This is a genomic window from Tsukamurella paurometabola (assembly GCF_900631615.1).
Classification (GTDB): Bacteria; Actinomycetota; Actinomycetes; order Mycobacteriales; family Mycobacteriaceae; genus Tsukamurella; species Tsukamurella paurometabola_A.
In genome coordinates, this window is sequence record NZ_LR131273.1 from 2,977,697 (window position 1) to 2,992,594 (window position 14,898).

14 protein-coding genes are annotated in these 14,898 nt (G+C 69.6%); 8 read left to right on the forward strand and 6 right to left on the reverse strand.

Annotation, left to right across the window (positions count from 1 at the left end; translation table 11 throughout):
- Positions 1–21: 21 nt before the first annotated feature.
- Together serA and ELY19_RS14870 are read left to right on the forward strand one after the other, a co-directional pair.
- Complete coding sequence (gene serA, locus ELY19_RS14865; protein ID WP_126196910.1) at positions 22–1,608, forward strand: phosphoglycerate dehydrogenase; 1,587 nt, start codon at positions 22–24, stop codon at positions 1,606–1,608.
- The gene (locus ELY19_RS14870; protein ID WP_126196911.1) at positions 1,605–2,624 is read left to right on the forward strand and encodes a 3-isopropylmalate dehydrogenase; all 1,020 of its coding nucleotides are present in this window, start codon (positions 1,605–1,607) and stop codon (positions 2,622–2,624) included. Before serA ends, ELY19_RS14870 begins: the two co-directional genes overlap by 4 nt.
- A 118-nt stretch (positions 2,625–2,742) precedes the next feature.
- Here the strand turns inward: ELY19_RS14870 and ELY19_RS14875 are convergent, their stop codons facing one another.
- Entirely contained in the window at positions 2,743–3,966 is a 1,224-nt protein-coding gene (locus tag ELY19_RS14875) for an MFS transporter (RefSeq protein WP_126198858.1), read from the reverse strand.
- Between the two features lie 90 nt (positions 3,967–4,056).
- Here ELY19_RS14875 and ELY19_RS14880 point away from each other — a divergent pair, with 90 nt between their 5' ends.
- Positions 4,057–4,830 (forward strand): fumarylacetoacetate hydrolase family protein, encoded by a 774-nt coding sequence (locus tag ELY19_RS14880; RefSeq protein WP_126196912.1) that lies wholly within the window; start codon positions 4,057–4,059, stop codon positions 4,828–4,830.
- A gap of 29 nt (positions 4,831–4,859) precedes the next feature.
- Here the strand turns inward: ELY19_RS14880 and ELY19_RS14885 are convergent, their stop codons facing one another.
- The 3 genes from ELY19_RS14885 to ELY19_RS14895 are packed head-to-tail and all read right to left on the reverse strand — an operon-like array spanning position 4,860 to position 7,097.
- The gene (locus ELY19_RS14885; RefSeq protein WP_126196913.1) at positions 4,860–5,213 is read right to left on the reverse strand and encodes a universal stress protein; all 354 of its coding nucleotides are present in this window, start codon (positions 5,211–5,213) and stop codon (positions 4,860–4,862) included.
- 49 nt (positions 5,214–5,262) lie between these two features.
- A complete protein-coding gene (locus tag ELY19_RS14890) occupies positions 5,263–5,616 on the reverse strand; it encodes a universal stress protein (protein WP_126196914.1) in 354 nt (117 codons plus the stop codon).
- Between the two features lie 26 nt (positions 5,617–5,642).
- Positions 5,643–7,097 (reverse strand): sugar porter family MFS transporter, encoded by a 1,455-nt coding sequence (locus ELY19_RS14895; RefSeq protein WP_164711611.1) that lies wholly within the window; start codon positions 7,095–7,097, stop codon positions 5,643–5,645.
- Between the two features lie 158 nt (positions 7,098–7,255).
- Here ELY19_RS14895 and ELY19_RS14900 point away from each other — a divergent pair, with 158 nt between their 5' ends.
- Positions 7,256–8,434, forward strand: coding sequence for a Gfo/Idh/MocA family protein (locus ELY19_RS14900; RefSeq protein ID WP_126196915.1), 1,179 nt, complete (start codon positions 7,256–7,258; stop codon positions 8,432–8,434).
- A gap of 53 nt (positions 8,435–8,487) precedes the next feature.
- Here ELY19_RS14900 and ELY19_RS14905 read toward each other — a convergent pair whose 3' ends face one another.
- Positions 8,488–9,501: a sugar phosphate isomerase/epimerase family protein gene (locus tag ELY19_RS14905; RefSeq protein WP_126196916.1), complete on the reverse strand. Its 1,014-nt coding sequence runs from the start codon at positions 9,499–9,501 to the stop codon at positions 8,488–8,490.
- 22 nt (positions 9,502–9,523) lie between these two features.
- Positions 9,524–10,738 carry a Gfo/Idh/MocA family protein gene (locus ELY19_RS14910; RefSeq protein ID WP_126196917.1) on the reverse strand — a complete coding sequence of 405 codons (1,215 nt, stop codon included), beginning with the start codon at positions 10,736–10,738 and terminating at the stop codon, positions 9,524–9,526.
- Between the two features lie 116 nt (positions 10,739–10,854).
- On the opposite strand from ELY19_RS14910, the gene ELY19_RS14915 reads away from it, so the two are divergent.
- The 4 genes from ELY19_RS14915 to ELY19_RS14930 all read left to right on the forward strand — a co-directional run bounded on the left by ELY19_RS14915 (position 10,855) and on the right by ELY19_RS14930 (position 14,895).
- Positions 10,855–11,877: a LacI family DNA-binding transcriptional regulator gene (locus ELY19_RS14915; protein WP_126196918.1), complete on the forward strand. Its 1,023-nt coding sequence runs from the start codon at positions 10,855–10,857 to the stop codon at positions 11,875–11,877.
- Between the two features lie 120 nt (positions 11,878–11,997).
- On the forward strand, positions 11,998–13,020 hold the full coding sequence (locus ELY19_RS14920; RefSeq protein WP_126196919.1) for a substrate-binding domain-containing protein: 1,023 nt from the start codon (positions 11,998–12,000) through the stop codon (positions 13,018–13,020).
- Positions 13,020–14,078 (forward strand): ABC transporter permease, encoded by a 1,059-nt coding sequence (locus ELY19_RS14925; RefSeq protein WP_126196920.1) that lies wholly within the window; start codon positions 13,020–13,022, stop codon positions 14,076–14,078. The genes ELY19_RS14920 and ELY19_RS14925 overlap by 1 nt, the downstream gene beginning before the upstream one ends.
- 4 nt (positions 14,079–14,082) lie before the next feature.
- Positions 14,083–14,895 carry an ATP-binding cassette domain-containing protein gene (locus ELY19_RS14930; protein WP_126196921.1) on the forward strand — a complete coding sequence of 271 codons (813 nt, stop codon included), beginning with the start codon at positions 14,083–14,085 and terminating at the stop codon, positions 14,893–14,895.
- Positions 14,896–14,898 lie beyond the last annotated feature (3 nt).

Here is a 14,898-nt window from a genome sequence, read left to right on the forward strand (position 1 = left end):
CACCGTGAATGAGGAGCGCAAGTGACCCGTCCCGTGGTATTGATCGCCGACAAGCTGGCACCGTCGACAGTGGAGGCGCTCGGTGACGACGTCGAGGTGAAGTGGGTCGACGGCCCCGACCGCCCCGCCCTGCTCGCCGCGGTCCCGGAGGCCGACGCCCTGCTCGTGCGCTCGGCGACCACCGTCGACGCGGAGGTCCTCGCCGCCGCCGCCAAGCTCAAGATCGTCGCCCGCGCCGGCGTCGGCCTGGACAACGTGGACGTGCCCGCCGCCACCGAGCGCGGCGTCCTCGTGGTCAACGCGCCCACGTCGAACATCCACACCGCCGCCGAGCACGCCGTCGCGCTGATGCTCGCCACCGCCCGCCAGATCCCCGCTGCGGACAAGACCCTGCGCGAGCACACCTGGAAGCGCAGCGCGTTCAACGGCGTCGAGATCCTCGGCAAGACTGTCGGTGTCGTCGGCATGGGCCGCATCGGCCAGCTGGTCGCCCAGCGCCTGGCGGCGTTCGAGACGAAGATCATCGCGTACGACCCCTACGTGAGCCCGGCCCGCGCCGCACAGCTCGGGATCGAGCTCGTCACGCTGGAGGAGCTGGTCGAGCGCGCCGACCTCATCACGGTGCACCTGCCCAAGACCCCGGAGACCAAGGGCCTTATCGGCCGCGACCTCCTCGCCAAGACCAAGAAGGGCGTCATCATCGTCAACGCGGCCCGCGGCGGCCTCGTCGACGAGCAGGCGCTCGCGGACGCCATCACCTCGGGCCACGTCTTCGGCGCCGGCCTCGACGTCTTCGAGACCGAACCCTGCACCGACAGCCCGCTGTTCGAGTTGCCGCAGGTCGTCGTGACCCCGCACCTCGGCGCCTCCACCTCCGAGGCGCAGGACCGTGCCGGCACCGACGTCGCCAAGAGCGTCCGCCTCGCCCTGGCCGGCGAGTTCGTGCCGGACGCCGTGAACGTCAAGGGCGGCGCGGTGGACGAGGAGGTCGCGCCCTGGCTCGAGCTCACCCGCAAGCTGGGCGTGCTGCTCGGCGGCCTGCCCGGCCAGCTGCCGGAGAAGATCGGCGTGACCGTCCGCGGCGAGCTGGCCAGCGAGAACGTCGACATCCTGCAGCTCTCGGCGCTGCGCGGCCTGTTCTCCGCGGTCATCGAGGACGCCGTCACCTTCGTCAACGCCCCCGCCCTCGCGGAGGAGCGCGGCGTCACCGTCGAACTGGAGAAGGTCTCGGAGAGCCCCAACCACCGCAGCCTCGTCGACGTCCGCGCCGTCTACGGCGACGGCACCGTGCAGAACGTCGCCGGCACCCTGTCGGGCCTGAGCCGCGTCGAGAAGGTCACCAACATCAACGGCCGCAACTTCGACCTGCGCGCCGAGGGCCTGAACCTGTTCGTCGCGTACGGCGATCAGCCGGGCTCGCTGGGCAAGATCGGCACGCTGCTCGGCGACGCGGGCATCGACATCCAGGCCGCGGCGCTGAGCCAGGACGCGGAGGGCTCGGGCGCGACGGTGCTGCTGCGCGTCAGCCAGCCCGTCCCCGCCGACGTGCAGCAGGCCATCGCCGACGCGGTGTCCGCCACCACCATCGCGCAGGTGGACCTGTCGTGAAGCTCGCGGTGATCGGCGGGGACGGCATCGGCCCCGAGGTGACGGCGGAGGCGCTCAAGGTGTTGCGCGCGGTGGTCGGCGAGATCGAGACCACCGAGTACGACCTGGGTGCGCGCCGCTACGAGCGCAACGGCGAGTTGCTCACCGACGAGGACCTGGCGTCGCTGCGCGAGCACGACGCGATCCTGCTCGGCGCCATCGGCGACCCGCGCAAGGTTCCGCCGGGTGTGCTCGAGCGCGGCCTGCTGCTGAAGATGCGGTTCGCCCTGGACCACCACGTGAACCTGCGCCCATCGAAGCTGTTCCCCGGCGTCGAGTCGCCTCTGAAGAATCCGGGTGAGATCGACTTCGTCGTCGTCCGCGAGGGCACCGAGGGCGCCTACACCGGCAACGGCGGCGCCATCCGGGTCGGCACCCCGCAGGAGGTCGCCAACGAGACGTCGGTCAACACCCGGTTCGGCGCGGAGCGCGTGGTGCGCTTCGCGTTCGAGCTGGCGCGCACCCGCCGCAAGAAGCTGACGCTGGTGCACAAGACCAACGTGCTCGTGTTCGGCGGCTCGCTGTGGCAGCGCACCGTCGATGAGGTGGCCCAGGAGTTCCCCGACGTCGCGGTGGATTACAGCCACATCGACGCGGCCACGATCTACCTGGTCACCGATCCGTCGCGGTTCGACGTCATCGTCACCGACAACCTCTTCGGCGACATCCTCACCGACGAGGCCGGCGCGATCTCCGGCGGCATCGGCCTCGCCGCGTCGGGCAACATCGACGCGACGGGCACCAACCCGTCGATGTTCGAGCCCGTGCACGGCAGCGCTCCCGACATCGTCGGACAGGGCGTGGCGGATCCCACCGCCGCGATCCTGTCGGCAGCGATGCTCCTGCGTCACCTCGGGAACGCCGAGGGCGCGCAGCGCATCGAGGCCGCGGTGACCGCGGACCTCGCCGCCCGCGGTGATGCCCCGATCCGCACCACCGAGGTCGGCGACCGCATCGCCGCCGCCCTCAGCGAGTAACCCGGCACCGGCCCGTCGCCCATCCGGAAGCGGCGGCTCGCACACCCGGAACGTGACAGCGTCAGCAGTAGGAGTTCCCGTCGGGGGAATGCTCCGAGCTGACGCTGTCACGTCGTCGTCAGGGGGTCGACGGTGCCTCCGCCGGCAGGTCGGGCACCTCGGCGGGCTTCGCGTCCGAGGGCACTAGCGGGTAGGCGACGAGCGGGGCGAGGGCGACGATGGCGAACGCGGCGCCGAAGCTCGTCGCGTGGATCAGGGCGCCGAGGATCGGCCCTGCGGCGGTCGTCGCGACGAACTGCCCGGTGTTCTGGATCCCGAGCGCCCGGCCGCTGTAGAACGGCCCGGCCTTCTCGGCGATCGCGGTGAAGGCCAGGCCGTTGTCGGCGACGGTGACCACCGAGGCCACCAGGAACACGACCACCGCGACGGGTGAGCCGATCGCCGTCAGTGCGCCGAGCCCGCCCATCGCCGCCGCGGCAGCCAGGGCGATCCACTTGATCGGGGCCGTCCGCGAGCCCAGCCGGTCGGACCACGCGCCCGCCGCGATCCGCCCGAGGGCGCCGAGGAGTTGGCTCGCGGAGATCAGGAGGCCCGCAGTGGCCGGCGCCCACTGCAGCCCGACGATCAGCCACGTGATGCCCCAGGTCCAGATCGCGCCCTGCGGCAGGACGAGAAGCAGTGAGACGGCGTGGATCCGGGCCAGGAAGGAGTCCTCGCGGTACGGGTTCGCGCGCGCCTCCATGGCCGCGGGGCCGGTCTCGGGCCGGGGCGGATCGACGATGAACAACCACACCAGAACCACGGACAGCGCCGCGACCGCGAGCGGAACCGACATCGCCGCGGTGAGCCCCGCGCGGTTCGCGAGCAGGGGCATCGTCAGCGACAGGAGGGCGATGCCGAGCGGCTGTGAGGTCTGCCGGATCCCCATGGCGGTGCCACGGCTCGACGCGGGGAACCAGCCGACGACGATGCGGCCGCTCGCGCCGTTGCCGCTCGCCGCCATGGCGGAGGCGACGAAGAGTGCGGCGGCGGCGTAGTACAGCGGTGCGTGCGCGGCGAACGCGACGACGGCGGCCGCGAGTCCGAGTACCGCGCCCGCCATGCTGATCAGCAGGACCCGGCGCTCGCCGTACCGGTCGATGAGCGCGCCCCACAGGATCGTGGTGAGGAGCAGGCCCGCAGGCGCCGCCGCCGCGAACAGGCCCGCGCCCTGCACGGAGAGACCATCCCTGATGAGCTCCGGGATGAGGAACGCGGTGCAGTTCACAGCGGCGGTGGTGGTGATCGCGGCGGTCATCGAGACCGCCAGGATCCACCACCGGCGGGCGGCGGACATCTCCATCACGACTCCCAACTAGTGAGACGACTGGCTTACTATCTGAGACGAAGCCTAGTGGATCGAAGTATCGGCGTCGAGCGGTAGGCTCGCCGCATGCGCCTTGCACGAATCGCCAGCAGTGACGGGGTCGCGTTCGCGGCCGTCGAGGGTGACCCGGAGGACGGTGCTCGCGCCCGCGAGATCGCCGAGCATCCCTTCGGCACACCGGAGTTCACCGGCCGGAGCTGGGCACTCGACGACGTGCGGCTGCTCGCTCCGATCCTCGCCAGCAAGGTCGTCTGCATCGGCAAGAACTACGCGGCGCACGCCGCGGAGATGGGCGGCGAGGCGCCCAAGGATCCCGTGATCTTCATCAAGCCCAATACCTCGATCATCGGGCCGCTGGCGCCGATCAAGCTGCCCCGCAGCTCGGAGCAGGTGGACTACGAGGGCGAGTTAGCGGTCGTCATCGGCCAGCCCTGCCGGGATGTCCCCGCCGCGCGGGCGAAGGACGTCATCCTCGGCTACACGGTGGCGAACGACGTGACGGCGCGCGATCAGCAGCGCCACGACGGCCAGTGGACCCGAGGGAAGGGCTATGACACCTTCTGCCCGCTCGGCCCGTGGATCGAGACGGACTTCGACCCGTCCGATGCGCGGATCTACACCGAGCTGGACGGCCAGATCAAGCAGGACTCCCGGACCTCGCTGATGATCCACTCGATCGGCGACATCGTCGAGTGGATCTCGTCGGTCATGACCCTGCTGCCCGGCGATGTCATCCTCACCGGTACCCCGGAGGGCGTCGGCCCGATCACCGCCGGCCAGCACGTGGCCGTCACCGTCGAAGGCATCGGCACCCTGACCAGCCTCGCCGAGGACCGCTGAGGGCGGCTCGCGCGCTCGTCACGCGCGGGTCAGTCGAGCTTGACGGCGAGAACCGGGACGGGTGAGGCGAGCAGCAGACGTTGGCTGACGCTGCCGAGAAGCGCCTTCCCGACGCGCGAACGGCGGCGCACGCCGATCACCAGACGCTCGCCCGAGTACTCCTCGATCGCCGCGAGAACGGCGTCGGCCGGATCGCGGTCCTCCCGGCCGTGCCGGTCCACCACGGTGAGCCGGCCGTCGAACCCGATATCCGAGACGTCCAGCGGAGTGAGCCCGAGGTTCACGGCCACCAGGTCGGCGTGCAACCGAGAGGCCTCGTCGACCGCCGCGCGCAGCGCGGCCCGCCCCTCGGCGCTCTCGGGGATCGCGGCGATGATCGTCATGCGGCGATGGTAGCCATCGCAGCCCGGCATCGCTGTCGGCTCCGTCGGGTCAATCGGCCTTGACCGCGAGGACGGGGATCGGCGAATTGAGGATCAGGCGCTGGCTGATACTGCCGAGGACGGCCTTGCTCACGACAGAACGGCGACGGACGGCGATCACGAGGCGCGTCGCGTCGCGCTCCTCGATCTCGTCCAGCACGGCGTCCACGGGGTCGCGATCGCCACGCCCCGTCCGCTCGACGACGGTGATCGGGACCTCCGCGTCGAGGCCGGAGACGTCGAGCGCGGCGATGCCGAGGTTCACGGCCACGAGATCCGTGCCCAGTGATTTCGCCTCCGCCATGCCCGCGCGCAGGGCGACGGGACCCTCGGTGGTCCCGGGGACCGCGACGATGATGGTCATGATGCTCCTCGTGTCTGATGGACCGGTCAGCGGAAGTCGCCGTGCGAGAAGGACTCCTCCAAGTCCTCCAGCGATCGGCCGCTGGTGTTGGGCAGGGTCTTGTAGATCAGGAAGCCGAACAGGGCGCACACCACGAAGAAGGTGCCGTAGGTGCCGACTATGCCGCCGACCTTGATGAGGGTCGGAAAGAGCTGGCCGACGAGCGCGTTCGTGAGCCACAGCACCAGAACGGACAGCCCCATGCCGAAGCCGCGCAGCCGCAGCGGGAAGAGCTCGGACAGGCACACCCACACCGGTACGTTGAGCGCGGTCTGCATCGCGAGGACGAACAGAGCGACGAAGATCAGTACGCCGTAGGCCTGGACCTTGCCCTCGGGCAGTACGAGCGCCGACAGTACGGTGAGGCCGTGGAACACCGTGACACCGGCCATGCCGAGGAGGATGAGCCTACGCCGGGGTACCCGGTCGATGAGCACGAAGAGGCAGATGGCACTGCCGACCACGGCGGACACGCCCATGAAGATGTTGGCGATGGGTGCTGCGCTGTCGCTGAATCCGGCGGTCTTGAGCATCTCGGTGCCGTAGTACATGACCGAGTTGATGCCGGTCAGCTGTTGGGCGATGGCGAGGATCACGGCGGCGAGCATGATACGCCGCACCCACGGAATGGCGAGGTCGGCCCACCCTCCGGTCTGGGCGGCCTCCTCCTCCTGCGCGAGCTGTTCGACCTCCGCCATCTCGGCGCGCGCCCGATCCTCGGTGCGGACCTGCATGAGCACCGCGAGCGCCTCGTCGTGGCGTCCCTTCGAGATGTACCACCGCGGCGACTCGGGCATGCGCAGCATGCCGAGGAACAGGCACACGGCGGGAACGGCGCAGACCGCCAGCATGATCCGCCAGACGCCCGGGTGGCCGTCGGGGTTGGAGTCCGTCAGCGGCGGCCAGACCGCCGCGATGATCGCGTTGATGACGAAGGCGAGGAGCTGCCCCACCACGATCGCCAGTTCGTTCCGGCCACTGAGTGCACCGCGGCGTTCCGTGGGCGCGAGTTCGGAGAGGTACACCGGAACGACCACCGATGCGCCGCCGACCGCGAGTCCGAGCACGAAACGGGCCGGCAGCATCACCGCGAGGTCGTTGGCGACGACGGCGCCGAGGGTGCCGACGAAGAAGATCACCGCGAGGATGATCATCGTCTTCCGGCGACCGATGGCATCCGCCAGCCGGCCGCACGCCAGCGCACCCACCGCGGCGCCGATGAGCAACGTGCTCACCACCAGGCCCTCGGTGGTCGTGGTCAGCCCCAGATCGTGCTTCATCGGCTCCAGCGCGCCGTTGAGCACACCGGTGTCGTAGCCGAAGAGCAGGCCACCGAAGGTCGCGACCACCGCGACGAGGTCCATCCGCCGCTGGTGGGGCCCCGGTCTGAGGGCGGGTAGTGCTGTTCCGCCCTCCGGCGTGCTGGTGCTTCCGTACGTCATCCTGGAGTCCTTCCCGCTGTCGCGTGAGGTACATCACAGCAGACCCGCCACTGGTTTGGCAAGTAGTTTCACAAGATTGAAATAATGTCAGGACATTAATGTTCTTCTCTGGCATTGTTGAGAGTGTTGGCTCGGAACGACGACGACGGAGGTGGCGCATGGTGCGCGACGAGACGCAGCAGGACCCGGCCCGCGTGCGGGTGGCGGTGATCGGCATGGGCTGGATGGGCCGAGTGCACGCGCAGGCGTACGCCCGTGTGCCGCACCATTACCCGGACGGTCCCGCAGTGCCCGTGCTGGCCGCGGTGGCCGACGACGTCCCGGGGCGTGCCGAGGACTTCGCCGCACGCTTCGGGGCGGCGGCCTCGTACACCGATTGGCGCGCGGTTCTCGACGACCCGGCGATCGACGCGGTCTCCGTCACGGTGCCGAACTTCCTCCATCGCGAGATCGGCGTCGCGGTACTCGACGCCGGGAAGCACCTGTGGATCGAGAAGCCCGTCGGCCTCACCGCGGCCGATGCCACCGCCGTCGCCGAGGCCGCGGCGCGCAACGACCGCCGCACCACCGTCGGCTTCAACTATCGCAACGCCCCCGCCGTCCAGGCGGCCCGGGCGATGCTCGCCGACGGGCGGCTCGGCGCCGTCACCCACGCGAGGTTCCGCCTGTTCAGCGACTACGCCGCGCACCCCGACGGTGCGCTGACCTGGCGGTACCACCGCGATCGCGGCGGCAACGGTGTGCTGGGCGACCTGGGGTCGCACGGCGTGGACCTGATCACCTACCTCCTCGGCGGCATCGACGCGGTGGTCGCGGACACCGCGATCTTCATCCCGGAGCGGTCGGAGCCCACGGGCGCCACGTCGGGCCACCAGCTCGCCACCTCCGGGGTGCGCGGCCCCGTCGAGAACGAGGACTACCTGTCGGCGCAGCTGCGCCTCACGTCCGGTGCGCGTTGCGTGCTGGAGGCGAGCCGAGTGGCGGTGGGGGAGCAGAACTCCTACGGCTTCGAGATCCACGGCACAGCCGGAATGGTGCGCTGGGACTACCGTCGCATGGGCGAGCTCGAGGCGTCGTTCGGCACCGAGTTCCAGGATCAGCCGGTCGCGACGGTGCACGTCGGCCCCGGCAGCGGCGACTACGCCGCGTTCCAGCCCGGGGCGGCGAATCCGATGGGCTACGACGACCTCAAGGTGATCGAGGCCCAGCACTTCCTGCGTTCCATCGTCACTGGCGTCCCCGAGGGCGCCACCGTGGAGGACGCGGTGCGCAGCGCCCGTGCGCTCGACGCCATGACCCGCTCGGTCGACGAGGGGCGTTGGATCGCGCTCGGGTAGTCCCGCACGGGTCGCGGTGCCGACGGTCCGCGGGCCGTCGGCACCGTCGTCCGTCACGCGCCGAGCGAGGCGGTCAGTGCCGCGTCGGCGGCGAGGAGGACATCGGCGGCGACCGCCACGCCCTCCTCCCGGCCCAGCTCGGTGTCCTCGTGCTCGATGTTGACGAGCATGTCCGGGTCCACCTCGTGCAGGGCGCGCAGGAATTCGGTCCAGTACGCGACCTCGTGGCCCTTGCCGAGCGCGACGAAGTCCCACGCCGACCGCTTCGGCCACTCGTTGGCCCACTCGTCGCCGCCGAGGTTGGTGCGGGCCTCGTCGGGCCCGAGCCGGCGGAAGGAGTTGTCCAACACGCCGTTCAGCGCCGCGTGCTCCGGGTTGATGCGCACGTCCTTCGCGGCGGCGTGCACCACGAGCTCGCCGAGGTGGCGCACCACGGCGACGGGGTCCATCTGCTGCCAGAACAGATGTGAGGCGTCGAGCTCGACGCCGAGATTCGTCGAGCCCGTCCGCTCGACCAGCTCGTGCACGGACGCGCTGTTGAAGACGAGATTCTGCGGGTGCAGCTCGAGGGCGATCTTCACGTCGTGGTCACGGGCGATCCGATCCGTCTCACGCCAGAAAGCGGTGGCGATCTCCCATTGGTGATCGAGCACGTCGAGCGCCGCCGAGTTCCACGCGTTGACCACCCAGTTCGGGTGCATCGCACCCGGATCGCCTCCCGGTAGGCCCGACATGGTGACCACCCGGTGCTGGCCGAGCCGCGCGGCGAGCCGGATGGAACGGTGGATGTCGTCGGCGTGCCGCGCGCCGATCGCAGGGTTCGGGTGCAGGGGGTTGCCGTTGCAGTTGAGCCCTGCGATCGCGACGCCGGTGCCCTCGAAGATCCCGAGGTACTCGTCGCGAGCGGTGTCGCTGGCGAGGATGTCGGCGATGTTCGGCACGTGCACCGGCGGTAGGAATCCGCCGGTGTTGATCTCGATGCCGGTGAGGCCGACGCCGGCGATCGCGCGGAGCGCGTCGGGCAGCGGGCGGTCGTGGTAGATCGCGTTGTACAGGCCGAGTCTCATGGTGGTGTCTCCGTCGAGGGGGTCAGGGGTGGGGGAGGAGGGCGGGCACGTCCACGGGTGCCCCGCCGGCCAGCGCGGACCGCGCGACGGCGTCGATCAGGGCCATGTTGTGCAGGCCGTCGGCGAAGTCCGCGTTGCGCGGCAGCGATTCGTCCGCGGGGAGGCCTGCGACCTCCTCGAGGAAGGCGCGGGCCTGGAAGACGAAGCCGTCGTTCTGGCCGATCCCCACGCCGGGCGCGTCCATCGCGAGCCCGTCCCGCCAGTACGGGTGGTCGGGGCCGAGGGTCACGGTGCGCGGGCCGCCCAGCGCGGCGTCGTCATCGGCGAAGGCGACGTGCACCTGGCCGGGGGTGCGGAAGTCGAACGAGGCCGAGCCGCGCTCGCAGAACACCTCGAACGTGAGCGTGTTGGGATGTCCGGCCGCGACGCGCGAGACCTGGAGGGCGCCCGTCCCGCCTTCCGCGAAATCGACGAAGAATCCGGCCACGTCGTCGTTCTCGACCACGTCGCGCTCGTCGCCGACCTCGGCGTGCTCGTGACCGATCACCCGGCCCAGCGGTTTCGGCCGGGTCGGGTAGGCGGTGTGCAGAGTCGCGCCGCGCACGGTGGCGACGGGGCCGCCGAACAGTTCGGCGATGTAGGTGAGGTGGCTGCCGACGTCGGCCAGGGCCCCGGATCCCGCGGGCCCCTTGAACCGCCACGAGATGGGGCCGTCGGGGTTGCAGGCGTAGTCGGTCCAGTACGCACCGTCGAAGTTGATGAGCCGTCCGAGACGGCCGCTGCGTACCAGCTCGCCGAGCAGGGCGATACCCGGCGACCGGAGGTAGGTCAGTCCGATCCTGCCCAGCACGCCGCGACCGGCCGCCGTGTCCGCGGCCGCGACCATGGCGTGGGCGTCGTCGAGCGTGTCGGACAGCGGTTTCTCGCACAGCACGTGCTTACCCGCGGCGAGGAGGGCCTCGACGATCTCGCGGTGCAGGGAATTGGCCACGACGACACTCACCACGTCGATGTCGTCCGCAGCGGCGATCGCCTGCCATGACGTGTCGTGGCGTTCGAATCCGTACCGTCGCGCGGTCTCCCGGGCCAGTGGCTCGTAGGCGTCGGCGATCGACACCAGGCGTACATCCGGGAGCCCGGGGCCGTAGACGGCCGTGGCCGATCGGTAGCCGGCGGCGTGGGCCTTGCCCGCCATTCCTGCGCCGATCACGGCGACGCCGATGCCGGTACTGCTCATGTTCCCTCCTTCACGGGTTGATGCGAGCTCCGTCACGACCTAGTGTCGATGCGAGTTGGAGCGCTCCAACAACAATGATGACTAATGTTCATATGTCCTGTCAATCGGGAGGTGGCATGGCGGAGAAGCGGCCGACGATCTACGACGTCGCGACGCGAGCCGGAGTATCGAAGTCCCTGGTCTCGCTCGTGCTGCAGGGATCGCCGCGGGTCGGGGACGATTCGCGGCGTGCGGTGGAGCAGGCGATCGCGGAGCTCGGCTACCGGCCCAGCCGAGCGGCGGCGAACCTTGCGGCCCGGCGCACGCGAACCGTGGGAGTCCTGATCGACGACTACACGAACCTGTGGTTCGTCGACCTCGTGCGCGGGCTGCACGCCGCGCTCGGGCCGGCCGGGTACCGGCTCGCGGTCGTCGACGTCGCCACCGCGGATCAGGCAGAGGACCCCGTCGAATCGATGCTGGCGATGCGCGTCGACGGGCTCGTCCTCGGTATGGATCCGCCCCGGTCACTGCTCGGCCGCGGTGATCTCGCGCTGCCGCCGGTCGTGGTCGCGGGCACGCGAGCGGTGCGGGATGCACGCTTCGACGCCGTGGCCAACGACGATGCGGAGGGGGCGCGGCTGGTGGCGCGGCACCTCGTGGAACTGGGGCATCGCACCATCGGGCAGGTGTGTGCCGGCGGTGGCGCGGGGGAGGTGCGGCGCGCGGCGTTCGCGGCCGAGGCGTCCCGCCTCGGTGTGACCGTGATCGACGCCGCGTGGCACGGAGAGGCATCGGACCGGGCCGGTTTCCGTGCCGCGTCCGATCTGCTCGGCAGAGACGCGGGGATCACCGCCGTCTTCGCTGCGAACGACGTGATGGCCGTCGGCGTCCTCGGCGCCGCGCGCGAGCGCGGCCTTCGCGTCCCGGAGGATCTCTCCGTGGTCGGTTACGACGACACCTCGCTGGCATCGACGCGGCTGATCGGCCTGACGACCGTCGACGACCGCAGCTTCGACGTGGGTCGGCACGCGGGGACGCTTCTCCACGGCCGCATGGCGCCGGGTGACGCCGCCGTGGCCTCGTCGTCGCGCGCTCGCGAGAGTCGCGTTCTCGCACCGAGACTGGTTGTGCGCAGCACGACCGCTCCCACTCGCTGAGTCGCGGAATCGCCTCAATGTGCGTATGTCTGAACAAATACTAGGCAAGCGATGTGATCTGTACTACATTCAGCTCAGCGAGTGGGTCGTCTCACTCGGTGAGGTCGAAGGGACACAGCAATGAAGAAGACCACGCAGCGGCCGCGAAGGCTCCGCACCCTGCTCGCCGCGACCGCGGCCGGCACGGCCGCGCTCATCACGGTGGTGGGTTGCTCCAGCACGGGCGGTGCGCCGCGCGACACCGGCGACGGCGGTGCCGGCGTCGGCTCGGCGGGTACCAAGCGACTGACCATCGCCATGGTCACGCACCAGCAGCCCGGTGACACCTTCTGGGATCTCATCCGCAAGGGCGCGGAGATGGCCGCGAAGAAGGACAACGTCACCCTCCGCTACTCCAACGACCCGCAGGCGCCCAACCAGGCGAATCTGGTCCAGGCCGCGATCGACAGCAAGGTCGACGGCATCGCGCTCACGTTGTCCACGCCGAACGCCTTCCAGGCCGTCGTGCAGAACGCGCAGAAGGCGGGCATCCCGGTCTCCGCGTTCAACGCCGGCTACAACGACTACGCACGGATGGGCATCCAGCAGTACTTCGGCCAGGACGAGACCACCGCCGGCGTCGCGGTCGGGGAACGACTGTCCAAGGAGGGCGCGAAGAAGGCGATCTGCATCATTCAGCAGCAGGGCCAGGTGCAGCTCGAATCCCGCTGTGCGGGCGTGCGGACCGGCCTCACCGGCGGCACCGTCGAGAACCTCAACGTCAACGGCGAGGACATGACCGACGTGCAGTCGAAGGTCAACGCCAAGCTGCAGCAGGACCCGAGCATCGACACCGTGGTGGCCCTCGGCGCGCCTTTCGCGCTCACCGCCTCGAAGGCGGTCGAGGGTGCGGCGTCGAAGGCCCGGATCGTCACCTTCGACACGAACGCCGCGCTCGTGGGCGCGATCCAGAACGACAAGGTCGCGTGGGCCGTCGACCAGCAGCCCTATCTGCAGGGCTACCTCGCCATCGATTCGCTCTGGCTGCAGATCATCAACGGCAACACCATCGGCGGCGGCCAGGCCGTGTTCACCGGCCCCGCCTTCATCGACAAGACCAACGTCGACAAGGTCGCCGAGCTCGCCAAGGGCGGTACCCGCTGATGACCACCGACGAGGCCCTCGACCTCAGCACGCACACGCCCGTCACGGACGAACGGGTCAAGAAGCAGAAGCCGCTCCAGCGGTTGATCCTCCGACCGGAGGTCGGAGCGCTGATCGGCGCCGTCGCCATCTTCGTCTTCTTCCTCATCGTGGCACCACCCTTCCGCAGCCCGGAGGCCTTCGCCACGGTGCTCTACGCCAGCTCGACGATCGGCATCATGGCCTGCGGCGTCGCCGTGCTCATGATCGGCGGCGAGTTCGACCTCTCGACGGGGGTCGCGGTGACCTTCTCCTCGCTCGCGGCGTCGATGCTCGCCTACAACCTGCACCTGAACACCTGGGTGGGCTCGCTCCTCGCGCTCTGCCTGTCACTCGCGGTGGGTGCCTTCAACGGCTACATGGTGATGCGCACCAAGATCCCCAGCTTCCTCATCACCCTGGCGACGTTCCTCATGCTCACCGGCATCAACCTGGCGGTCACCAAGATGGTCACCGGGCAGGTCGCCACCCCGACCATCGCGGACATGGAGGGTTTCCCCTCGGCCCAGGCCGTCTTCTCGTCGACGATCCACGTCTTCGGCGTGGGGCTCAAGGTGACGGTGCTCTGGTGGATCCTGTTCACCGCCGTCGCCACCTACGTCCTGATGCGCACTCGCGTCGGGAACTGGATCTTCGCCGTCGGCGGCAACCAGGACTCCGCACGAGCCGTGGGTGTCCCGGTGACCAAGGTCAAGATCGGTCTGTTCATGTTCGTGGCCTTCTGCGCCTGGTTCGTCGGCCAGCACCTGTTGTACGCCTACGACACCGTCCAGTCCGGGCAGGGCGTGGGCAACGAGTTCCTCTACATCATCGGTGCGGTCATCGGCGGCTGCCTCCTCACCGGCGGCTACGGGACGGCGGTCGGGGCGATGATCGGCGCCTTCATCTTCGGCATGGTCAATCAATGCATCGTGTACGCCGGCTGGAATCCCGACTGGTTCAAGTTCTTCCTCGGCATCATGCTGCTGTTCGCCGTGATCGCCAACAACGCATTCCGCAACTTCGCCGCGAAGAGGTGACCCGATGACCACGGACGACATTCAGGCCGAGCGCCCCGAGACCGGCGACGACAAGGTAGCTCTGATCGAGTTCAAGGACGTCGGCAAGCAGTACGGCAACATCATCGCGCTCCAGGGGATCAACCTCCGGGTGTACCCCGGTGAGGTCACCTGCGTGCTCGGCGATAACGGCGCCGGTAAGTCGACGCTGATCAAGACGATGGCGGGCCTGCACAAGCCGAGCGAGGGCGACGTGCTCATCGACGGGGAGGTCACCACGCTCGACTCGCCGAAGGACGCGCTCGCGAAGGGCGTGGCGACGGTCTACCAGGACCTGGCCGTGGTGGGGCTGATGCCCGTGTGGCGCAACTTCTTCCTCGGACAGGAGCTGCGCTCGGGATTCCTCAAGAGCCTCGACGTGCAGACCATGCGCGCGACGACGAAGGAGGAGCTGTTCAAGATGGGCATCGACCTGCCCGACGTGGACGCCCCCATCAGCTCGCTGTCGGGTGGCCAGCGGCAGTGCGTCGCCATCGCGCGCGCGATCTACTTCGGCGCGCGGGTGCTGATCCTCGACGAGCCGACGGCCGCGCTGGGCGTCAAGCAGTCCGGCATGGTCCTGCGGTACATCACCGCGGCGAAGGAGCAGGGTTTCGGCGTCGTCTTCATCACGCACAACCCGCACCACGCGTACATGGTGGGAGACCATTTCGTGCTGCTCAACCGCGGCCGGCAGAAGCTCGACTGCACCTACGACGAGATCAGTCTCGAGGAGCTGACCTCGCAGATGGCGGGCGGTGACGAGCTCGAGACCCTCAGCCACGAACTGCGCAGGTGATCC

Coding starts and splice junctions, on each gene's coding strand:
- ELY19_RS14875 (WP_126198858.1), bottom strand. CDS start 3,966: ATGGAGATGTCCGCCGCCCGCCGGTGGTGGATCCTGGCGGTCTCGATG.
- ELY19_RS14880 (WP_126196912.1), top strand. CDS start 4,057: ATGCGCCTTGCACGAATCGCCAGCAGTGACGGGGTCGCGTTCGCGGCC.
- ELY19_RS14885 (WP_126196913.1), bottom strand. CDS start 5,213: ATGACGATCATCGCCGCGATCCCCGAGAGCGCCGAGGGGCGGGCCGCG.
- ELY19_RS14890 (WP_126196914.1), bottom strand. CDS start 5,616: ATGACCATCATCGTCGCGGTCCCCGGGACCACCGAGGGTCCCGTCGCC.
- ELY19_RS14895 (WP_164711611.1), bottom strand. CDS start 7,097: ATGACGTACGGAAGCACCAGCACGCCGGAGGGCGGAACAGCACTACCC.
- ELY19_RS14900 (WP_126196915.1), top strand. CDS start 7,256: ATGGTGCGCGACGAGACGCAGCAGGACCCGGCCCGCGTGCGGGTGGCG.
- ELY19_RS14905 (WP_126196916.1), bottom strand. CDS start 9,501: ATGAGACTCGGCCTGTACAACGCGATCTACCACGACCGCCCGCTGCCC.
- ELY19_RS14910 (WP_126196917.1), bottom strand. CDS start 10,738: ATGAGCAGTACCGGCATCGGCGTCGCCGTGATCGGCGCAGGAATGGCG.
- ELY19_RS14915 (WP_126196918.1), top strand. CDS start 10,855: ATGGCGGAGAAGCGGCCGACGATCTACGACGTCGCGACGCGAGCCGGA.
- ELY19_RS14920 (WP_126196919.1), top strand. CDS start 11,998: ATGAAGAAGACCACGCAGCGGCCGCGAAGGCTCCGCACCCTGCTCGCC.
- ELY19_RS14925 (WP_126196920.1), top strand. CDS start 13,020: ATGACCACCGACGAGGCCCTCGACCTCAGCACGCACACGCCCGTCACG.
- ELY19_RS14930 (WP_126196921.1), top strand. CDS start 14,083: ATGACCACGGACGACATTCAGGCCGAGCGCCCCGAGACCGGCGACGAC.